This window comes from Psychrobacillus sp. 05T411, assembly GCF_056396485.1.
In genome coordinates this window covers 29,969-46,841 of sequence record NZ_JBFTLO010000006.1, presented here as the reverse complement: position 1 = coordinate 46,841, position 16,873 = coordinate 29,969, and the positions used below count along the sequence as shown (strand labels likewise).

Sequence of the window (16,873 nt, the reverse complement as noted above, 5' to 3'; positions counted from 1 at the left end):
TAATCTTACTTAATTAGATTGTGTATTTATTTACATTTAAATGTATTTTTATGCTAAAATATTTACAAACGGACGTATGAAGGGATAAAGTTTGGAAGAAGTGTTTCTTTTGAGTTTATTTTTAACGTATTTACTAGCAGGACTTGCGATTGCAATGCCTGTAGGAGCAATGACGGTTGAAATGACCAAGCAAGGTTTGAAAAATGGTTTCATGCGTGGGTGGGCAGTGGGACTTGGAGGAATGACGATTGACTTCCTTTTAATTATTGCATTATATATGGGCTTGGCTTCGGTCCTTGCTACGCCTTATATTCAAATACCAATGTGGCTTATTGGTGCATGCTTTTTAGCTTTTTTAGGTTATGAATCTATTAAAAATGCTGATCAGGGTATTACCTTAGCAGGCGATAAACCAACTAAATCATTTTTTAGCTCATATCGTAATGGTTTACTCGTAGCTGTTTCGCCAGGAAACCTAGTGTTTTGGATATCCGTCTTTGGAGCAGTACTTGCCGATTCTTATGATACGACGCAACCGGCAACATTTTTAATCGTTGGAGCAGGTATTTTAGCAGGTATCTTACTTCATGATGTTGGGCTACTTGCTATTGTTTCCGTAACAAGGAAAGTAATGAATCAAGCCATGATAAAATGGGTATCGATTGTCGCTGGATGGATACTAATTGGTTTTGCGGGATACTTTTTATATGAGTTTGTGATGGCGATAAAAGCAATAATATAGTTCCCCGTTAACTATCAGGATGGAACATAACAGCTTAGCGATGAACTAATAAGTGCCAGTCACTCACACATTTAATAGTGTGAGTGACTGGCACTATTCATTTTATTCTACTTCTCTTGCTTTCTGCGTATCTCTGACATTTTTCTGAACGGTTATTGCGGCAAATATACTAAGCACAAAAGCCATACCATAAAACCCTTTTTCGCTTAAATCAATACTTCCTGCATTGTATAAACCGATTCCCATTAATAAAATAGATATAATTAGTGCAACCCAGCTAATACCATAATAAATATTGGTAACTGGGATTCCTTCATCTTTATCCCTTACTGCTTTTTGTAAAGATACAGATGCATAAAGTCCAAATATTAAAATTGCAAAGTAATAGCCTTTTTCATTCAATTCCATAGCTGCATTGAACAAACCTATTAGATAAGCAGATATTCCTATTAGTAGTGCTGCCACAGAAGCCCCTTTGAAAGCGGAAGTAGGTTCACCATCTTTTCTTTCCATTTTCATTTTTGGGACATTTTGTTTTTCCTTATCAAAAAATCCTTCATTATCGTTAGTCATTGAATTTTCCCTCCTTTATAGACAATCATATCCAAGCGACTATTAATCATCAGTGTTTTTTAATAGCCCATCTTTTCTAAATTAATATATGCTCAAATGAAAAATCCTATTTCCCTTTTTGGGAAATAGGATTTTTGCTGGTTAATCATTCTGTTAATAACATTGCTACATTTATTATTGCGGTTTATGTGCAATAACTACAAGCTTCCCTTTATCCAACTCTGCTTCTGCAGCCGCCGCTTCTTCTTTCGATAAACCGGTTGCCTCCATTTTGTTTCGGAGTTCGTCTCCTCGAGAAGTGAAAATATTTTTCATCGAATCAAGGAGGCCTTGTTCTTTCAAACCAACGTCTTTCGTATCTAGTGCATCATTAATATCGTCGGCTCTTTCTTTGAAATGGGCGAAAATATGAATGTGGTCTTTTGAATATCCTTGTGTCTCTAATTTTTCGATTTCTTGTTTCGCTTGTAAGGCATTTTCTACTGTTAATTTGACTGTCATTATAATTCCTCCATTTGTTGTTTTATTTGTGATATAACTATCTTTACCCTTCCAGATATGATTTAAACAAAAATGAAAATTCTGTGGAATCAAAAAGTGTGAAAGAATATAATGACTTTGATATGCTTAAAAGAAAATAKAATGGAAGAAGTTCATATGGATAATAAAATAGAACAGATAGCAAGTTTTAAAGCGGCAATGGGCAATTACCCTACAGGTGTTACTGTTGTAACAGCATTTAACCAAGAAGGAAAACCTATGGGACTGACAGTTAACTCATTTGCATCGGTTTCACTCGAGCCACTACTTATTTTATGGTCAATTGATAAGCGAGTGTACTCGTATGAAGAGTTTTTAAAGATAGACAAATTTACGGTGAATATTTTAGCATCTGATCAAAGTGATTTATGTACGCTATTTTCTAGTAAAGTAGAAGACCGCTTTAGTCAATGCGACTGGGAAAAGTCTGCCTTAGATTTACCAGTACTTTCGAATACATTAGCCACTTTACAATGTAAAGTATTTAGTCGAATCGATGCAGGGGATCATACAACGATAATCGGTGAAGTGCTAGAGATTCGAAACGAAGACAAAGAACCGCTTTTATACCACCGTCGTACAATCGGTGCAATACCGGAAAAATTTTATCATTAATAAGAAAAAAGATGTCTTCGATTTCATAGAGGACATCTTTTTCATTGTTTAGGCAGAGGAACAAAGAGTAAGAGCGCCACATCGTGTGGAAACGCTATATATAAAATGTTATACAGGTTTTTCGACTATTTTTATCCAGTAAATGGATTAGGGCAACCATTCGGTCATTGAAAGCAACCAATTCTATTCCAAAAGCAATCAAATCAACGCGAGAGCAACCAAATTCCTGGCGAAAGCAACCAAATTCCTAAAAAAACAAGTTGACTTGGAGTGAGACGACCAGGAATTTGACCCATTATTTATAAACCTTGCGTAAATGGTCGATAATGTTGCGAGTAATGCCTGTAAGGTTGCGCATTCTTTTATTGGACAATTTTCTCCAAATAAATAGAGCGTATATATTTGCCGTATCGCTGCTTAAGCCGCATGACTGCGGCAAGCGCGAAGGCTAGCTGTTACCTTAAAATAGATTTTCCCTATTATGTGCTTTTTTGCGCCATTCCATTCTGCTATATCGGATCAGAGACAGGCGCATTAGTGCTTTGGTTCATTTTGAAAAAATATTGGTTATTAATCGTAAATATTCAGAAAATGTGACATAATCACATTGTATATGTTTCCAATAATTTTAGAAAAGAGGTTGTCAGATGGGGAAAGTTGTACATTTTGAAGTTCATGTGGATGATATGGATAGAGCGAAGCAATTTTATGGAGAAGTTTTTGGCTGGCAGTTTGAAGATTGGAGCCAATTTGCAGGAACTCCTTATTTTGGAGCAATTACAGGAGGCAAAGAAGAGAGGGGGATTGACGGTGCATTAATGCTACGAAGAACACCAACACCTGAAAGCGGACAAAGTATGAATGGATTTGTTTGCACGATGCAAGTGGAGGATTATGATTCAACAGAAGCAGCAATTTTAGCTCATGGCGGTACGGTTTCCGTTCCTAAACATCCGTTACCAGGAATGGCTTGGCAAGGATATTTTACAGATTCAGAAGGAAATCTTATTGGAATTCACCAACCAGACGAAAACGCCAAATAAATTATAAATGCCAGGAACCAACACTATTCTATATAGTTTGGAATCCTGGCATTATTCATTTATTCAAAATCTAATTTATAATCATTTGCTTTAATCAGTTTTAACTTTCGAGCGAAGACATAGATGAGACCGATATTTAATATAATCGGAAGGATTAAAAATGCGCTTAACATGATGGTGATATTTTCTAGTGTCCATCCGCCATCTGCTAAGTTTATGTAGTTTAAAGGCCCAACTAGTCCAGATATGCCGAATCCAGCACTATAAGGTGTCCCTTGGATATTAAGTACGCCGGCTAATGCCCCTAGTATTGCAGCTGTAATGAGCATGGGAAAAGCAATCTTCGGTTTCATAAAAAAGTTTTTCATTTGAATCTTCGGTGAACCTAGCACATGTGCAAGAGCAGTTCCAAGGCTATTTGCTTTATAACTTGCAATTGCCATACCAAAACCAGTTGCAACAATACCTAGATTTGCGGCGCCTGATCCAATACCAGAAAGCATAATAACTGTCGCTACTCCAACAGTAGAAATAGGGGAGAGCATAATGAGAGTAAAAACTACTGCAATAATGGCACCCATCAAAACTGGTTGTAAAGTTGTCAGATATGCCACACCTTCTCCTAACAATCCAGTCGATTTTTTCATAAATGGTAATAGTAAATATCCAATCATCCCAGGAACTAAAATAGTTAAAGTGGGAATAACTAGAATGGAATATTCTCTTAATTGATCTCCAACAAGTTTCACGAATAATACAGCGAGTCCTGCAGTAATTCCTGTGTTAATAACAATACCGATACCTTGAAGTGCAAACAGCCCATCCGCTGTTTTTTGAACAGCACCACTACCGACCATCGCTGCAATCCCAACGCTAGCTGTTTGAATTGGCGTTAGATTAAACTTAATCCCAACCATAACCCCAATCATTACAGGTAATAAACTCATGACAAACACAGTAATATCAAATAAATGTTGTAATGCTGGAACATGAGGGATTATTAACTTTAAAATTTCCCCTAACAAAGCATTGGGGATTAATGCTACTACAATTCCAATGCTCATACCTGTTAATAACTTGCTGAAAAAATCTTTCACGTTACTAATCTCCATTTCTATAATATATTGCTGTTAATTATAGGGAGTATTCTGAATGTAAGCAATATACTTTAGCACTTTAAAGTGAGAGTGTAAAAATATCCATCAAAAAAATATTATATCATGATATGTATATGTGGATGTATTTAATAATCCCTTTGAGCGATATAATGCTCAAAGGGATCGTCTTTGGAAAGGCAGTTAGTATTCGAGGGATTTATCGTGGCATTGGAAATCCTGGATTCCCCGGAAAACCTTGTTGCCAGTTTTGGCCTTGATGGCCTGGAAAACCTTGTTGCCAGTTTTGACTTTGATGGCCCGGAAAACCTTGTTGCCAGTTTTGGCCTTGATGGCCCGGAAAACCTTGCTGCCAATTTTGACCTTGATGCCATGGATATCCTTGTTGCCAGTATTGATTTTGGTGCCAAGGATAGCCTTGACGCCATTGTTGACCTTGATGCCATGGATATCCTTGATGCCAATATTGACCTTGGTACATAGGAAAACCTTGATGTCCATAATTCATTGAGTAATGGTGATCGAAATTGGGACTTTCCTGTTCCCACTGCCTACTCATTCAACTTCACTCCTTTATATCCTTCAAAATAGGATATGAAAGAGGGGATATATGAATTGGGTTAAGTTAGGTAATGATTGTTCAAATTTACTATAGAACGGAATTTTTCAGGTCACTCACCAACATAAAAAAGCTTAAACATAATTTCTCTTTGTGGAACTTGTAGTGTTTCGAATTTTTGTAAGAAAGCTTCTTTGTCGTAAGCGGCGTGATGAATTCTTATATTAGGTATTAATTGACCAAAGTCAATAATGGCATAGGGAGCCGTAGAACCTTTAGATACACCTAGCGCTCCTGGATTTAAATAGATTTGGTGCTCATTTTGAAAAAAGTGTTCTGGATGATTGTGACCAAAACAAATAATTTCAGCAGGATAATTAGTAAACATTGTTTCCATATTTTCTATAGTTGGTTCTAATATGGTGTGAAAAGGTTCTTCTGTGATCGGAGCATTGCGTTTATCTAATTCTATATGATAATGAATGCCTATTATACGAGAACCATTTACTTCTTTTTCAAGCATTCTAGGTAATTGCTTTAAATGGTTGATGTTGTCTGTGGACAATTGCGCTGCAACCCATTCGTGATGTTCTCGTGTATGCTTATAAGTTTCTGGATGACCTTCACCAGCAAGGAGTGACAAAATGGCTTCGTCGTGATTACCAGTAATCATACGAATATTAGAACGCGCAAAAAGCAAATCGAGTACTTCGTTCGTATCAGGACCCATTGCAATCATATCACCAAGACACCAAATTTCTTCTATACCCTCCTGTGCATCAATTTCATTTAAAGCAGCTTTTAGCGCTAATTCGTTTCCGTGAATGTCAGTAATAATTGCAAGTTTCATACGTATTTCACCTCAAATGTATTTAATTTTATGAAGAAATTAATCCAATGTATCGACCTTATTTAGGGCATCTTTTCTTTTTTTTCTTACCAATTTGATGAAATAATAAAGTAACACAACTCCTAAAATGGCGACCCAAATAATATATTCATTAAAATTTGCTTTTAATATTCCAGCTGGTATAAGGGCCAATACAAAGAAATAAAGGAAATTTCCCAAGGCTGTTGCAATAATATATGGCAACATTCGAATTGTACTTAAACCGCCTAAAATATTGACTAAACTTGTTGGGACAAAAGGGAAAATACGTGCTTGGAATACATAAGCAAAGCCACTAGCATCCACTTTTTCAAGTAATTTGGGATTAAATTTTTCAATAATTATGTCTTGCAAAATATAGCGGGCACCATAAAATACAATGACGGCAGATAACATACTTGTAAACCAACTCCATAAGAAACCATTTAAAAATCCAAATAACGTGACATTAATCGTAATGACAAGAATCAGTGGAAACACAGTGAAAGAGTTTTGAATAAGCATGACTAATGCCATGAAGATGAAGGCATAATTCATATTTGTATGTAAAAAAGTCCGAATGTTATTTACGTCTCCAGCGAGTAACAACTTGATTAAATCTTGATTGAGTACAAAAAATAATAAAAGAAATAGATAGCCGCTCCATAATAACCACTGTTTTCTAGATAGTTTATTTATTATCTTTTTCATCGTCACCCATTCTCTCTTAGTATCAACGAGTTTTTCAAGTTTTATTATTCAATCGTATCATGCTTTGGACTTTGTAAAAACTTTTGCGTATTGATACTTTTAAGTATGCAAAAAAGTTATTTCATCTTATACCAAAAGATATTAATCGCATCGATGAATTAGACTTTGATAATTTTCCTACTAGTAAACATAATGAATGAAAGACCAATGCCTAACTCAAACTAAAGGGAAAAGGAGGGTGCCCATTGATTTCAATAGAAGAAGCGATTAAAAAATATGCCCTAGCTTATGACTCGAAAGAAGATTTAACACCTATTCTCGAAGCAATTGGAGATGCAAAAATCGTTCTTTTAGGGGAAGCAAGTCACGGTACTTCTGAGTTTTATACGATCCGTGCAGAACTATCCAAAAGATTAATGGAAGAGAAAGGATTCTCACTTATTGCAGTGGAAGGAGATTGGCCTTCGACTCAGCATATAAATAGGTTTATAAAAGGTTATAAAGAAGGACCGGTAGATGTTCAACATGCGCTTGAAGCCTTTAAACGGTGGCCGACTTGGATGTGGGCAAATGAAGAAATTGCTGAATTTGTTACATGGTTAAAGATACACAATGAACAAAAAGAAGAGAAAGTAGGATTTTACGGGATAGATGTATATAGTTTATGGGAATCATTAGATGAAGTGATTACTTATTTAAGTAAAATAAATCCTCAAGGAACTGATTTGGCTTTTGCGAAAAAAGCATTTGCTTGTTTTGAACCATTTAATCGCCATCCCGAAACGTATGCAATATCATCCGTTAATATTTCGGAAGCATGTGTAGACGAAGTATCAAAGTTGTTGACTTCCATAAGAGCGCATGAAGATAAGTATAAAGATACCGAAGAAACGGATTTAAATTTAAAAATAAATGCCATGGTTGCTCAGAATGCAGAAGAATACTATCGTGCAATGGTTCGTAGTGATGAGTTGTCATGGAATGTGCGTGACGAGCATATGGTTGAGGCTATCAATGAGATCATGGATTACCATGGAAAAGATGCGAAAATAATCATTTGGGAACATAATACACATATCGGAGATGCTTCTGCAACAGATATGGAAGCTGCCGGGATGGTAAATGTCGGACAAATATTACGTTTGCAAAATAAAAAAGAAAATGTATTTGCTATTGGTTTTGGGACGCATAGAGGCACAGTTATCGCATCGAACGAATGGGGGCTTCCATATAAGGAAATAGAGGTGCCTCCTGCAAGGAAAGAATCTTGGGAAGATGCACTACATAATGCTGGTGCATTTAATAAACTGTTAATATTTAATGAGGAGAACCGATCGTTATTCAATAATTGGCTTGGACATCGAGCAATAGGGGTCGTGTACAATCCAGAATTCGAGGCATATGGCAATTATGTACCTTCTAAAATCGGAAGTCGTTATGATGCTTTTATCTACATTGATCAAACAAAAGCACTTTCACCGATACAATTACAAGGATTGAAATAAAAAAGGCGCTCGAAGAATACTGGAGCAGCCTGGCATTACTAATAAAGTATTTTTACTACAAGGTGTTTGATGGTCTCTTTCAAACTTTCTTGAAGAGCCTTTTTTTCAAGTAAAAAATAAGTGGATTTCAAAAAGTTTTTAAATGCGAGCTGGGCATAATATGGTTGTAATGCGCCGTTAGCATTTGCTTGTTTATCAACAAGTAATTGATGAAGTTCTAATAACCAATTAGTGATTTCTGATTCTTGAAGATGATGCTTTGTTAACGTTACAAATGCATAGGACAAGCGCTCTTCTTCGTTATCCTGGTAACCACGAGCAATGGTCATAAATCTAGCGATATGCTGTAGAACTTTTCGTGCATCCTCTTCCGTTGCTATTGGATGTTTGATAAGCGAATCTAACAAATCTGCCCCATGTGCGGCGGCATGGGCCCAACCTTTATGTTCCACATAGCCTCTTACATCTTTCTCTTTTGTCATGTAATCGTGAGTAGTATCCATTACTTTTCTTACTATATCAGCATTGATTACCTGTTTACTCGCATCGTATTCTAATACTGCCGCATAGACAAGAGAAGTGAATGATCGTGTAAATACAAAATCTGATGTAGGCTGTTCGATATTCATTACTAATGATTGATTCGCTAGTAGCTTATTTAAGATGTATTCCAGTTGATGTTTATCTAAATGATCCTTAGATATTAATGTCCAAAATGCAGTGTAAATTAATTTATCCCTTAAAATGGGGTCTGTAGAACCGATATTTTCAATCATTTCATCTAAAAAGTCAGAAGAAACAAGTTCTAAGTCTCCTGTTACGATGCTTTTTAATAGTTCTTCGAAGGTAGCCATTTTTTTCTCCTTAAGTTCCTATTTTTTTCATTATCCAAGAAATGAGTAGCAACATTGCACCTACTCCTAAAGAAACGGTCCAAGGAAAATCAAAAGAGGGACCAAAACTTTTCATCCAATGAAGGGCAATGTTTCAAATAACTAAAAACCTTCATATTAGGTTACTGCTAGTTCGCTAACGAATTTAAACTGGGGCAAGTGGCCAATAACTTAGTATGAACATAAATAATACTTTTCATTTTCTTCTATAAGCGACTATCATTTTTGATATGAGTGTAAATAAAGCTTATATAAATGTCAATTAGGAAAATGAATCGTCTTTTGAGAGAGTTGGAAAATCATCTTATTTTCTGACAAATACGTGGTAAACTAACTGTAACTACATATTCAAATTAGGAGGTACATAGTGAAAAAGTGGGGGAAGATTTTAATTAGTTTTGTTGCTACTTTGATGATTGGGAGTTCAGTATTTGTTCCTCTAACAGAAGATTCATCAGTTGAAGCTGCAACTTCGTATGCAAGTCTAAAAAGCAAAATGAATAATATTATGTCGGATAGTAGGATGAAAAATGCAACAACTAGTGTGACCGTTAGAAAGGCCAAGAATGGAGAAATTGTGTATCAACATAATGGAGACAAAGAAATTACTCCGGCCTCCTCATTAAAATTGCTGACAGGCGCAGCGGCACTAGAAACACTCGGAGAGAACTATCGTTTTTCTACTATCGTCTTAACAGATGGAAAAGTGAAAAATGGAACGCTAAATGGCAATTTGTATTTAAAGGGTCAAGGAGATCCGACTTTATTGAAAAACCATTTGGATAATTTTGCGAGTGGTTTAGTGAAGCAAGGAGTGAAAAGGGTTTCGGGCAATTTAGTCGGAGATGATACTTGGTATGACGATGTTCGCTTGTCTGCGGGGATATTGGCAGAAGATGAGCCATATTATTATGCTGCTCCCATTTCAGCGCTAACGCTTTCACCTAACGGAGATTTTGATGCGGGCTCTGTCATGGTGGAAGCAAAACCAGGAGTGAATGGGAAATCGACAAAAGTGACGATGACACCTGTTACAAGTGTTTTACATGTAGTGAACAATTCCAAAACGGTTCCTAAAGGAAGTAAAAATACATTAAAAATTACGCGTCAACTGGGGACTAATAAGGTGATTATTACTGGCAATTCTCCAATAGGAACTTCTGGGATAAAAGAATGGATTTCAGTAACCAGTCCAACTATTTATGCGCTTGATATTTTTAAAAAATCGTTAGCAGAAAAGGGTATTACATTTATGCCTTCTTCTAAAGTTGTACAAGGAGTTACCCCTAAAAATGCAAAGGCCTTAGTTTCACGAAAATCAATGCCATTGAAAGAATTGATCATTCCGTTTATGAAACTAAGCAATAACACGCATGCTGAAATGTTAGCTAAAGAAATGGGCAAGGTAAAATATGGAGAAGGCAGTTGGGATGCAGGCTTGCTGGTTATGCATGAATACGCAGCGTCGATAGGGTTAGATGTATCGAAATGGAAATTTGAAGATGCATCTGGGATGTCTTATTCCAACAAGGTCAGTTCTAGCCAGCTGTCTCAGTTATTGTATAAGGTTCGCGCGGAGCCTTGGTACAATACATATTACAATAGCCTTCCAATTGCGGGAGTATCCGACCGTTTCGTAGGCGGAACCCTTCGAAATCGATTGAAAATAGCTCCAGCTAAAGGCAATATACAAGCGAAAACAGGCAGTCTCGAAAATATTAAATCACTTTCAGGCTATGCTAAGACTAAGAGTGGAGAAACTCTAATTTTCACGGTATTAACCGAAAAGAACAAAACAAGCACCATCCCAGTTATAGACCAAATCGCAACAACCATTACAAACCATGAATAACTAAGAAAATAGCAATGTTACAGAAGTGTTACGGGTGCCTGGCACCAGTAACACTTCTGTAACATTTTTTTGGTTTGAAGAATTGTTTATGAAATGCGCATCATGTACTATACTTAAACGTATAATGAGGTGATTGAGTTGGCACGTGAACGAAAGTTTACAGATGAGCAGTTGTTTAAAGCGACGAAGGAAATGATTATTCAAGATGGTTATGAAGCATTTACTTTTAGTAAATTAGCGGCTATTTTAGATGTTTCAAGAGGAAGTATTTATAAATACTATGAAAATAAAGACGAGTTAATATCCGAATTCCTTATGTACGAAATGAATCGTTTTCTGCATGAATTTCAAAAACTTGATAAATCGGGGGATTTCCGTACTCAATTTGACTCATTGATCGATTTTATTTTTGAGCAAAGTAATATGAATCAAGTGTTAGAGATTATTCAAGAAATTCCAACGAATACAACGAAAAGAGTAACAGATAACAAAAACCGATTGAATGAATACCATATTGATATGTACCAACAATTACAGGGGCTTATTGATTTAGGAAGAAAAGAAAACGTCATTAAAAATCATTTGCCTACAGCGGTTTTGTTAGGAATGACTTTTCAAACGATAGCAATTCCAAACCACTTTAATATACCTCAAGAAGAATGGGTCGCTTCTATAAAGGAAGTATTAACTCATGGAATGTTAAAGCAAGATTAATTGACATAACTGTCACCTTTACACATAATGGTAAAGATAGTTATGTTTTTTTTATTCAAAGTGACACTAGTGTCACTTAAATGAGGAGAGTGAAACAATGAAAAAAGTGTTACGTCATGTTACGGATTTCATCGCTACAAAAAAGGGGATGTGGATTACACTAGGGGTTTGGTTAGCCATCACCTTAATGTTAGCTATTTTCGCGCCAAGTGCAGAAGAATATAAAGTGTCAGGTGTTGCTTCTTTACCGGAAGAGGCAAAGTCAGTCATTGCGCAAAAAAATATTGATGAACATTTTAAGGATGCCGAAAGTTTGCCTGGAATTCTTGTTCTTCAATCTCAAACCGGGGAGGTAAATATCAACGTTCTAGGTGAGGCATTAGATGAAGTAAGCGATGCCAACATCAATGGGCTAAAAGATATGATTCCCTTTAGTAGCCTTCCGCCACAAGCGCTTGCTGGGTTATTATCCGAAGATAAGGCGACGGTAGTGATACCACTAGCATTCGACCCTTCAATAGATACAAAAGATTTAGAAGTAAGTTTAGAAAAAATAAAAACAATAGTTTCCGAAAGAACAGATTCCACCATTTATATGACGGGTCCAGCTGGAATAGCTGTCGATACGATTAATCTCTTCTCAAGAGCAGACATCGTTTTATTACTATCAACAGTCGGGATAATTTTAATATTACTTATCGTTATTTATCGCTCTCCCTTACTTGCATTAATCCCACTTGTAGCCGCGGCTTTTGTTTACGAAGTGGTTAACCAACTATTGGGAATTTTCGGTAAAAGTGGATTGGAGTTAGCGACACAGTCTACATCCATCATGTCCATCCTGTTATTCGCTGCTACCATTGATTATTCTCTATTTGTTTTTTCCCGTTATCGAGAAGAACTAAAGAATCATGAAAGTAAATTTGATGCGATGAAGTGGGCAATGCGTGAAACAGGAATACCTGTCTTTTTTGCTGGCGGTACCGTACTTGCGGCGATGTTAGTATTGTTTTTTGCGAATTTTGGGGATTATCGAAACTTTGCCCCAATCTTTGGAACAACTATGCTTGTCATTATGCTTGCATCGGTCACCTTAATACCTGCCTTATTTACGCTATTCGGAAGAAAGTCTTTTTGGCCAAAAGTTCCGAAGTTTGGGGACACAGAAGTACGAAAGAATGCCTTGTGGAATAAAATTGGATCTTTTGTTGTGAGAAAACCTATTATTTCAGCCTTATCCATTTTAATTATTTTAGTTATATCGGCTTTAAATATGTTCAATCTAAAATATGAATTTGATACGATTAAATCTTTCCCTAGCGATATGCCGTCGCGTGTTGGATATGAAATTATAGAACAAAGCTTTGAGAAAGGGGATCTTGCCCCAACGACTGTACTTTTTGAGTCCGACGGTGAAATTACCTCTGATATGCAAGAAAATTTGATGAAACAGCTTTCCAAGCAAAAATTAGTGAGCAGTGTTCGTCCAACAGGAATTTCGGAGGATGGGCTCGCGATTCAGTATCAATTAACATTTAAAGAAAATCCTTATTCGATTGAATCAATGGATGCCTTAGAGGATATGGTGGAAAACGCTAATAGCATTGTGGAAGCTAGTAACGTCGAAGGGACTCTTTACTTTGCGGGCGAAACGGCAAACAAAGTTGATGATCGTACGATTAATAATCGGGATTTACTAGTAATTGTGTTGCTTGAAACTATATTAATCTTTGGAATGTTAATATTTTTAACCAAATCGATCAAAATGCCGATTTATATGATGGGTACAATATTATTATCTTTCTTGGCGGCTGTTGGATTAGGAATGTTCTTATGCAATCTGTTCTTTGATATCGACACAATTAGTAACCGGGTTCCGCTCTACTCATTTGTATTTTTAGTAGCGCTTGGAATTGATTATAATATTATTTTAATATCGAGATTTTTGGAAGAACGAAAAAAGCATAATGTTAAAGATGCCGTTCAAATTGCAGTGGCAAATACAGGAGGGGTTATTTCTTCCGCAGGAATTTTATTAGCCGCAACTTTTGCGGTGCTTATGACACAGCCAATTCAGATTCTATTTGTATTCGGCTTTATCGTAGCTGTAGGAATAATTTTGGACACTTTTCTTATTCGAGGTATTTTGCTACCTTCATTAATAGTGCTATTTGAAAAAGACAAAAAATAGAAAAATGCTTGGTTACGGGTTTTACCTGTACCAAGCATTTTTTATTACAATATTATTACGGGTGCCTGGCACCCGTAATAATATTGTATTTTTTCAGTAATTTAAATATTCCGATAGTTACTTATCAAATAATGGTCCTAATCAGCCGATATTAAACTGAGAGTATTTTTTTATGGAAATTTGGTTGATTATTAGGGGGATGGATTTGATGAAAAAAAATAAATCATTAAGTACGAAGATGGCTTTAATGCTTATTACTATCATGTTATGTTTATTTGTCGTAGTTTCCACATTTTTCACGATGAGCACGCTTAGTACAATACAAAACACGATAAGGAGTCAGGCGGTATCAAATGTCGAGTATTTGGCAAGCAAAGTAGATGGGGATAAGTATAAAGGGTTTTTGGAGGACCCGGTTGAAAATGATGTTTATTGGGAATTACGTAATCAGCTTATAAATATATTAGATAGCACTGGAGTACTTTATCTGTATGTGTTAAAAGCAGACGAAAAATCAGTTGAAATAATGATGGACGGATATCCAAAAGGTGCAGATGGTGCGGCAACTATTGGACAAAAAACAACTGGAACAAAACCCGAAGATGTCAGTCCGGTTTTGGATGGGAAATCTGTTAGTACAAAAATTATTAATGACCCTGATTTCGGGAGATATCTATCTGCTTTTGCTCCTATTAAAGATAGCAATGGTGAGATTGTGGGTATTTTGGCAGTGGACACTGCCGCGGAAAATGTAGCGGATATTCAGAGTGGGGTGCTTAAAACTACTATTCCTCTTATAGCAGTAATTTTTCTTGTTGTTATTTTAGTTTTTTCCGCCATATTCTACATATACACGAAGAAAACATTAGCACCTCTTGGCATAGTTAGTGAAGCGTTAGGGGATTTTGCAAAAGGTAAGTGGACCGTTGCATCTAAAAAAGTGGATAAGATTAAATTTAAATCAGAAAATGAAATCTCCTCATTGGCAAAAGCATTTATGACTTCTTATGAACAATTAAGTACTGTGATGAGTGAAATAACAAAACATTCTAACTCGGTTTCCCAATCATCCACTCAATTATTTGGAACGATTGAAAAAACAATAGAAACAAACCAAATGATAAACATAAATATGGTTGAGTTAGCAGAAGGAAGCGCAAAATCTCTCCAAAATAGTGAAGAGTCTGTAGCGGCCCTTGAAGAAATGTCCATCGGCATTCAACGGATTGCAGATTCCGGGAATGATATGTCGAATACGTCCAATCATGTTGCTGAATTTATTAGTCAAGGACATGAAGAGTCCAAACAAGTTGTAAGTCAAATAAAACAAGTGAAAGAAATGTTTCTTCAAACAGGTACAAAAGTAGAGGAACTTAGTCATCAATCAAAAAAAATCCAAGAAATTACAGTTGTCATAACAGGAATTGCAGAACAAACGAATCTACTTGCATTAAATGCAGCAATTGAAGCTGCCCGCGCTGGAGAGTCTGGGAAAGGTTTTGCTGTCGTAGCAGCGGAAGTAAAAAAATTGGCCGAACAATCGAAGCAATCAGCAGAAGAAATAAGAGCACTCATTGAAAATTTTGAACTTGTTACGAATGAAGTGAGCGATGTAATGGTTGTAACCACATCCAAAGTAACGGAAGGAACAGAATCTGTACAAGAAATTGGAGATATGCTCGAACGAATCGTGAAGATGATTAATAATATAAATCTAGAAATTCAAGAAAACTCAGCGATTACTGAAGAAATGTCAGCAGGTTCTGAGGAGATTCTTGCAGCATTTGAGGATATTAAAGGATTTGCACGCAATACAGCCATTCAAACAGTGGAAGTAGCTGGCTCTACAGAAGAACAAACTAATGCAATGGGCACTTTAGAAAAAATGAGCGGAGATCTTCAAGAAGTTTCCCGTTCCTTAAGTGAACTAATCGAGAAATTCGAATAGTTTTGGATGGGAGTACGACGAAGCCTTCTGGAAATAATAGCGAAAAAGGTAAGAGCAAACCAATTGTACTTATGGTTTGCTCTTTTCACATACAAATAGAAGCATTCTACCGATGTTTATTTTTTTAAGCTCATACTTGTTATTTCCAATAGCTCTGATACAGTTACGAACTCGTATCCTTGTTCTTGTAATTTGGGTAGAATTTCTTCCAATGCTTTTACCGTTTGAGAACGATTTCCACCAGCATCGTGAAAGAGCACGATATTGCCTGGTTTGGCACCAGATAAAACCGTTGTGACAATTTTATCTACACCCGGTGATTTCCAATCTTCTGTATCCTGATGCCATGACCACATGACAACTCTATAACCGTTTTCCACAGCTGTGTTGATGATTTGGTCATCGTAACTTCCTCCTACAGGTCGATAGAATAACGGATAGGTACCAGTGATGTCATGAATGACTTCATTTGTCTTTTTTAGTTCATCTTCTAGTTTTTCAGGGGTGATTTTATAGGGATGTGTATACGTATGATTGGCTATTTCGTGACCTTCTTGTCCCATTTGAAGAATTATGTCGGGCATTTTTTCTGCCCGTTCTCCGATGACAAAAAATGTGGCTTTAGCGTCGTACTGAGCGAGTAAATCTAAAATTTGCGTTGTATAAGTAGCGTGAGGTCCGTCGTCAAACGTAAGCGCAATAACTTTTTCATCTGTCTTAATGTCCCAGAGCACATATCCTTTCTGTTCATAATAAGGTCTTCCTTTATCCATAGCTTGCGATGCATAAGCAATACAAAAAATCAAAACTACAAATAATCCGATCTTCCATACTAAAGGTTTCATATGTCATTCCTCCTAGTTAAGCTATAGTGAGGGAAGTTTATAATCGATATAATTATTGTTCACCTGTGCTGATGGATTATGCGGTCATTTTTACCTCAAATACTAGTCAGAGGAACAAACGCTACTATATAATACAAATAACAATATGAATTAATTGGA

At 36.3% G+C, this 16,873-nt stretch carries 16 protein-coding genes; 9 read left to right on the top strand and 7 right to left on the bottom strand.

Annotated features, from left to right (window positions below):
- Positions 1-109 precede the first annotated feature (109 nt).
- Complete coding sequence (locus AC1DFT_RS06300; RefSeq protein WP_477918344.1) at positions 110-742, top strand: LysE family translocator; 633 nt, start codon at positions 110-112, stop codon at positions 740-742.
- Between the two features lie 102 nt (positions 743-844).
- On the opposite strand, the gene yiaA is transcribed toward AC1DFT_RS06300, so the two are convergent.
- Both yiaA and AC1DFT_RS06290 read right to left on the bottom strand, forming a co-directional pair.
- Complete coding sequence (yiaA, locus tag AC1DFT_RS06295) at positions 845-1,315, bottom strand: inner membrane protein YiaA (protein WP_477918343.1); 471 nt, start codon at positions 1,313-1,315, stop codon at positions 845-847.
- 174 nt (positions 1,316-1,489) lie between these two features.
- Positions 1,490-1,816, bottom strand: coding sequence for a YflT domain-containing protein (locus AC1DFT_RS06290; RefSeq protein WP_477918342.1), 327 nt, complete (start codon positions 1,814-1,816; stop codon positions 1,490-1,492).
- Positions 1,817-1,972: 156 nt separating this feature from the next.
- Between AC1DFT_RS06290 and AC1DFT_RS06285 the strand changes: the two genes are divergently transcribed.
- Together AC1DFT_RS06285 and AC1DFT_RS06280 are read left to right on the top strand one after the other, a co-directional pair.
- Complete coding sequence (locus AC1DFT_RS06285) at positions 1,973-2,470, top strand: flavin reductase family protein (RefSeq protein ID WP_477918341.1); 498 nt, start codon at positions 1,973-1,975, stop codon at positions 2,468-2,470.
- 647 nt (positions 2,471-3,117) lie between these two features.
- Positions 3,118-3,513 (top strand): VOC family protein, encoded by a 396-nt coding sequence (locus tag AC1DFT_RS06280; protein ID WP_477918340.1) that lies wholly within the window; start codon positions 3,118-3,120, stop codon positions 3,511-3,513.
- Positions 3,514-3,572: 59 nt separating this feature from the next.
- Here the strand turns inward: AC1DFT_RS06280 and AC1DFT_RS06275 are convergent, their stop codons facing one another.
- Complete coding sequence (locus AC1DFT_RS06275; protein ID WP_477918339.1) at positions 3,573-4,610, bottom strand: PTS sugar transporter subunit IIC; 1,038 nt, start codon at positions 4,608-4,610, stop codon at positions 3,573-3,575.
- A gap of 222 nt (positions 4,611-4,832) precedes the next feature.
- On the opposite strand from AC1DFT_RS06275, the gene AC1DFT_RS06270 reads away from it, so the two are divergent.
- On the top strand, positions 4,833-5,111 hold the full coding sequence (locus AC1DFT_RS06270) for a hypothetical protein (protein WP_477918338.1): 279 nt from the start codon (positions 4,833-4,835) through the stop codon (positions 5,109-5,111).
- Positions 5,112-5,299: 188 nt separating this feature from the next.
- Here AC1DFT_RS06270 and AC1DFT_RS06265 read toward each other — a convergent pair whose 3' ends face one another.
- Entirely contained in the window at positions 5,300-6,037 is a 738-nt protein-coding gene (locus tag AC1DFT_RS06265; RefSeq protein WP_477918337.1) for a metallophosphoesterase family protein, read from the bottom strand.
- Between the two features lie 39 nt (positions 6,038-6,076).
- Positions 6,077-6,766, bottom strand: a complete 690-nt coding sequence (locus AC1DFT_RS06260) for a TVP38/TMEM64 family protein (RefSeq protein ID WP_477918336.1) — start codon at positions 6,764-6,766, stop codon at positions 6,077-6,079.
- A gap of 245 nt (positions 6,767-7,011) precedes the next feature.
- On the opposite strand from AC1DFT_RS06260, the gene AC1DFT_RS06255 reads away from it, so the two are divergent.
- Complete coding sequence (locus AC1DFT_RS06255) at positions 7,012-8,271, top strand: erythromycin esterase family protein (RefSeq protein ID WP_477918335.1); 1,260 nt, start codon at positions 7,012-7,014, stop codon at positions 8,269-8,271.
- A 38-nt stretch (positions 8,272-8,309) separates the two neighbouring features.
- Here the strand turns inward: AC1DFT_RS06255 and AC1DFT_RS06250 are convergent, their stop codons facing one another.
- A complete protein-coding gene (locus AC1DFT_RS06250) occupies positions 8,310-9,125 on the bottom strand; it encodes a DUF2785 domain-containing protein (protein ID WP_477918334.1) in 816 nt (271 codons plus the stop codon).
- A 406-nt stretch (positions 9,126-9,531) separates the two neighbouring features.
- Here AC1DFT_RS06250 and dacB point away from each other — a divergent pair, with 406 nt between their 5' ends.
- The 4 genes from dacB to AC1DFT_RS06230 all read left to right on the top strand — a co-directional run bounded on the left by dacB (position 9,532) and on the right by AC1DFT_RS06230 (position 15,869).
- On the top strand, positions 9,532-11,016 hold the full coding sequence (gene dacB, locus AC1DFT_RS06245) for a D-alanyl-D-alanine carboxypeptidase/D-alanyl-D-alanine endopeptidase (RefSeq protein WP_477918333.1): 1,485 nt from the start codon (positions 9,532-9,534) through the stop codon (positions 11,014-11,016).
- Positions 11,017-11,154: 138 nt separating this feature from the next.
- Positions 11,155-11,730, top strand: a complete 576-nt coding sequence (locus tag AC1DFT_RS06240) for a TetR/AcrR family transcriptional regulator (protein ID WP_477918332.1) — start codon at positions 11,155-11,157, stop codon at positions 11,728-11,730.
- A 97-nt stretch (positions 11,731-11,827) separates the two neighbouring features.
- Positions 11,828-13,921, top strand: coding sequence for an MMPL family transporter (locus AC1DFT_RS06235; RefSeq protein ID WP_477918331.1), 2,094 nt, complete (start codon positions 11,828-11,830; stop codon positions 13,919-13,921).
- Between the two features lie 208 nt (positions 13,922-14,129).
- A complete protein-coding gene (locus tag AC1DFT_RS06230; protein WP_477918330.1) occupies positions 14,130-15,869 on the top strand; it encodes a methyl-accepting chemotaxis protein in 1,740 nt (579 codons plus the stop codon).
- A 116-nt stretch (positions 15,870-15,985) separates the two neighbouring features.
- On the opposite strand, the gene AC1DFT_RS06225 is transcribed toward AC1DFT_RS06230, so the two are convergent.
- Positions 15,986-16,714, bottom strand: a complete 729-nt coding sequence (locus AC1DFT_RS06225; protein WP_477918329.1) for a polysaccharide deacetylase family protein — start codon at positions 16,712-16,714, stop codon at positions 15,986-15,988.
- Between the last annotated feature and the right edge of the window lie 159 nt (positions 16,715-16,873).

Bases quoted from the DNA above. Each gene is read 5' to 3' on its own strand.
- yiaA (WP_477918343.1), bottom strand. From the start codon at position 1,315: ATGACTAACGATAATGAAGGATTTTTTGATAAGGAAAAACAAAATGTC.
- AC1DFT_RS06290 (WP_477918342.1), bottom strand. From the start codon at position 1,816: ATGACAGTCAAATTAACAGTAGAAAATGCCTTACAAGCGAAACAAGAA.
- AC1DFT_RS06285 (WP_477918341.1), top strand. From the start codon at position 1,973: ATGGATAATAAAATAGAACAGATAGCAAGTTTTAAAGCGGCAATGGGC.
- AC1DFT_RS06280 (WP_477918340.1), top strand. From the start codon at position 3,118: ATGGGGAAAGTTGTACATTTTGAAGTTCATGTGGATGATATGGATAGA.
- AC1DFT_RS06265 (WP_477918337.1), bottom strand. From the start codon at position 6,037: ATGAAACTTGCAATTATTACTGACATTCACGGAAACGAATTAGCGCTA.
- AC1DFT_RS06260 (WP_477918336.1), bottom strand. From the start codon at position 6,766: ATGAAAAAGATAATAAATAAACTATCTAGAAAACAGTGGTTATTATGG.
- AC1DFT_RS06250 (WP_477918334.1), bottom strand. From the start codon at position 9,125: ATGGCTACCTTCGAAGAACTATTAAAAAGCATCGTAACAGGAGACTTA.
- AC1DFT_RS06235 (WP_477918331.1), top strand. From the start codon at position 11,828: ATGAAAAAAGTGTTACGTCATGTTACGGATTTCATCGCTACAAAAAAG.
- AC1DFT_RS06230 (WP_477918330.1), top strand. From the start codon at position 14,130: ATGAAAAAAAATAAATCATTAAGTACGAAGATGGCTTTAATGCTTATT.
- AC1DFT_RS06225 (WP_477918329.1), bottom strand. From the start codon at position 16,714: ATGAAACCTTTAGTATGGAAGATCGGATTATTTGTAGTTTTGATTTTT.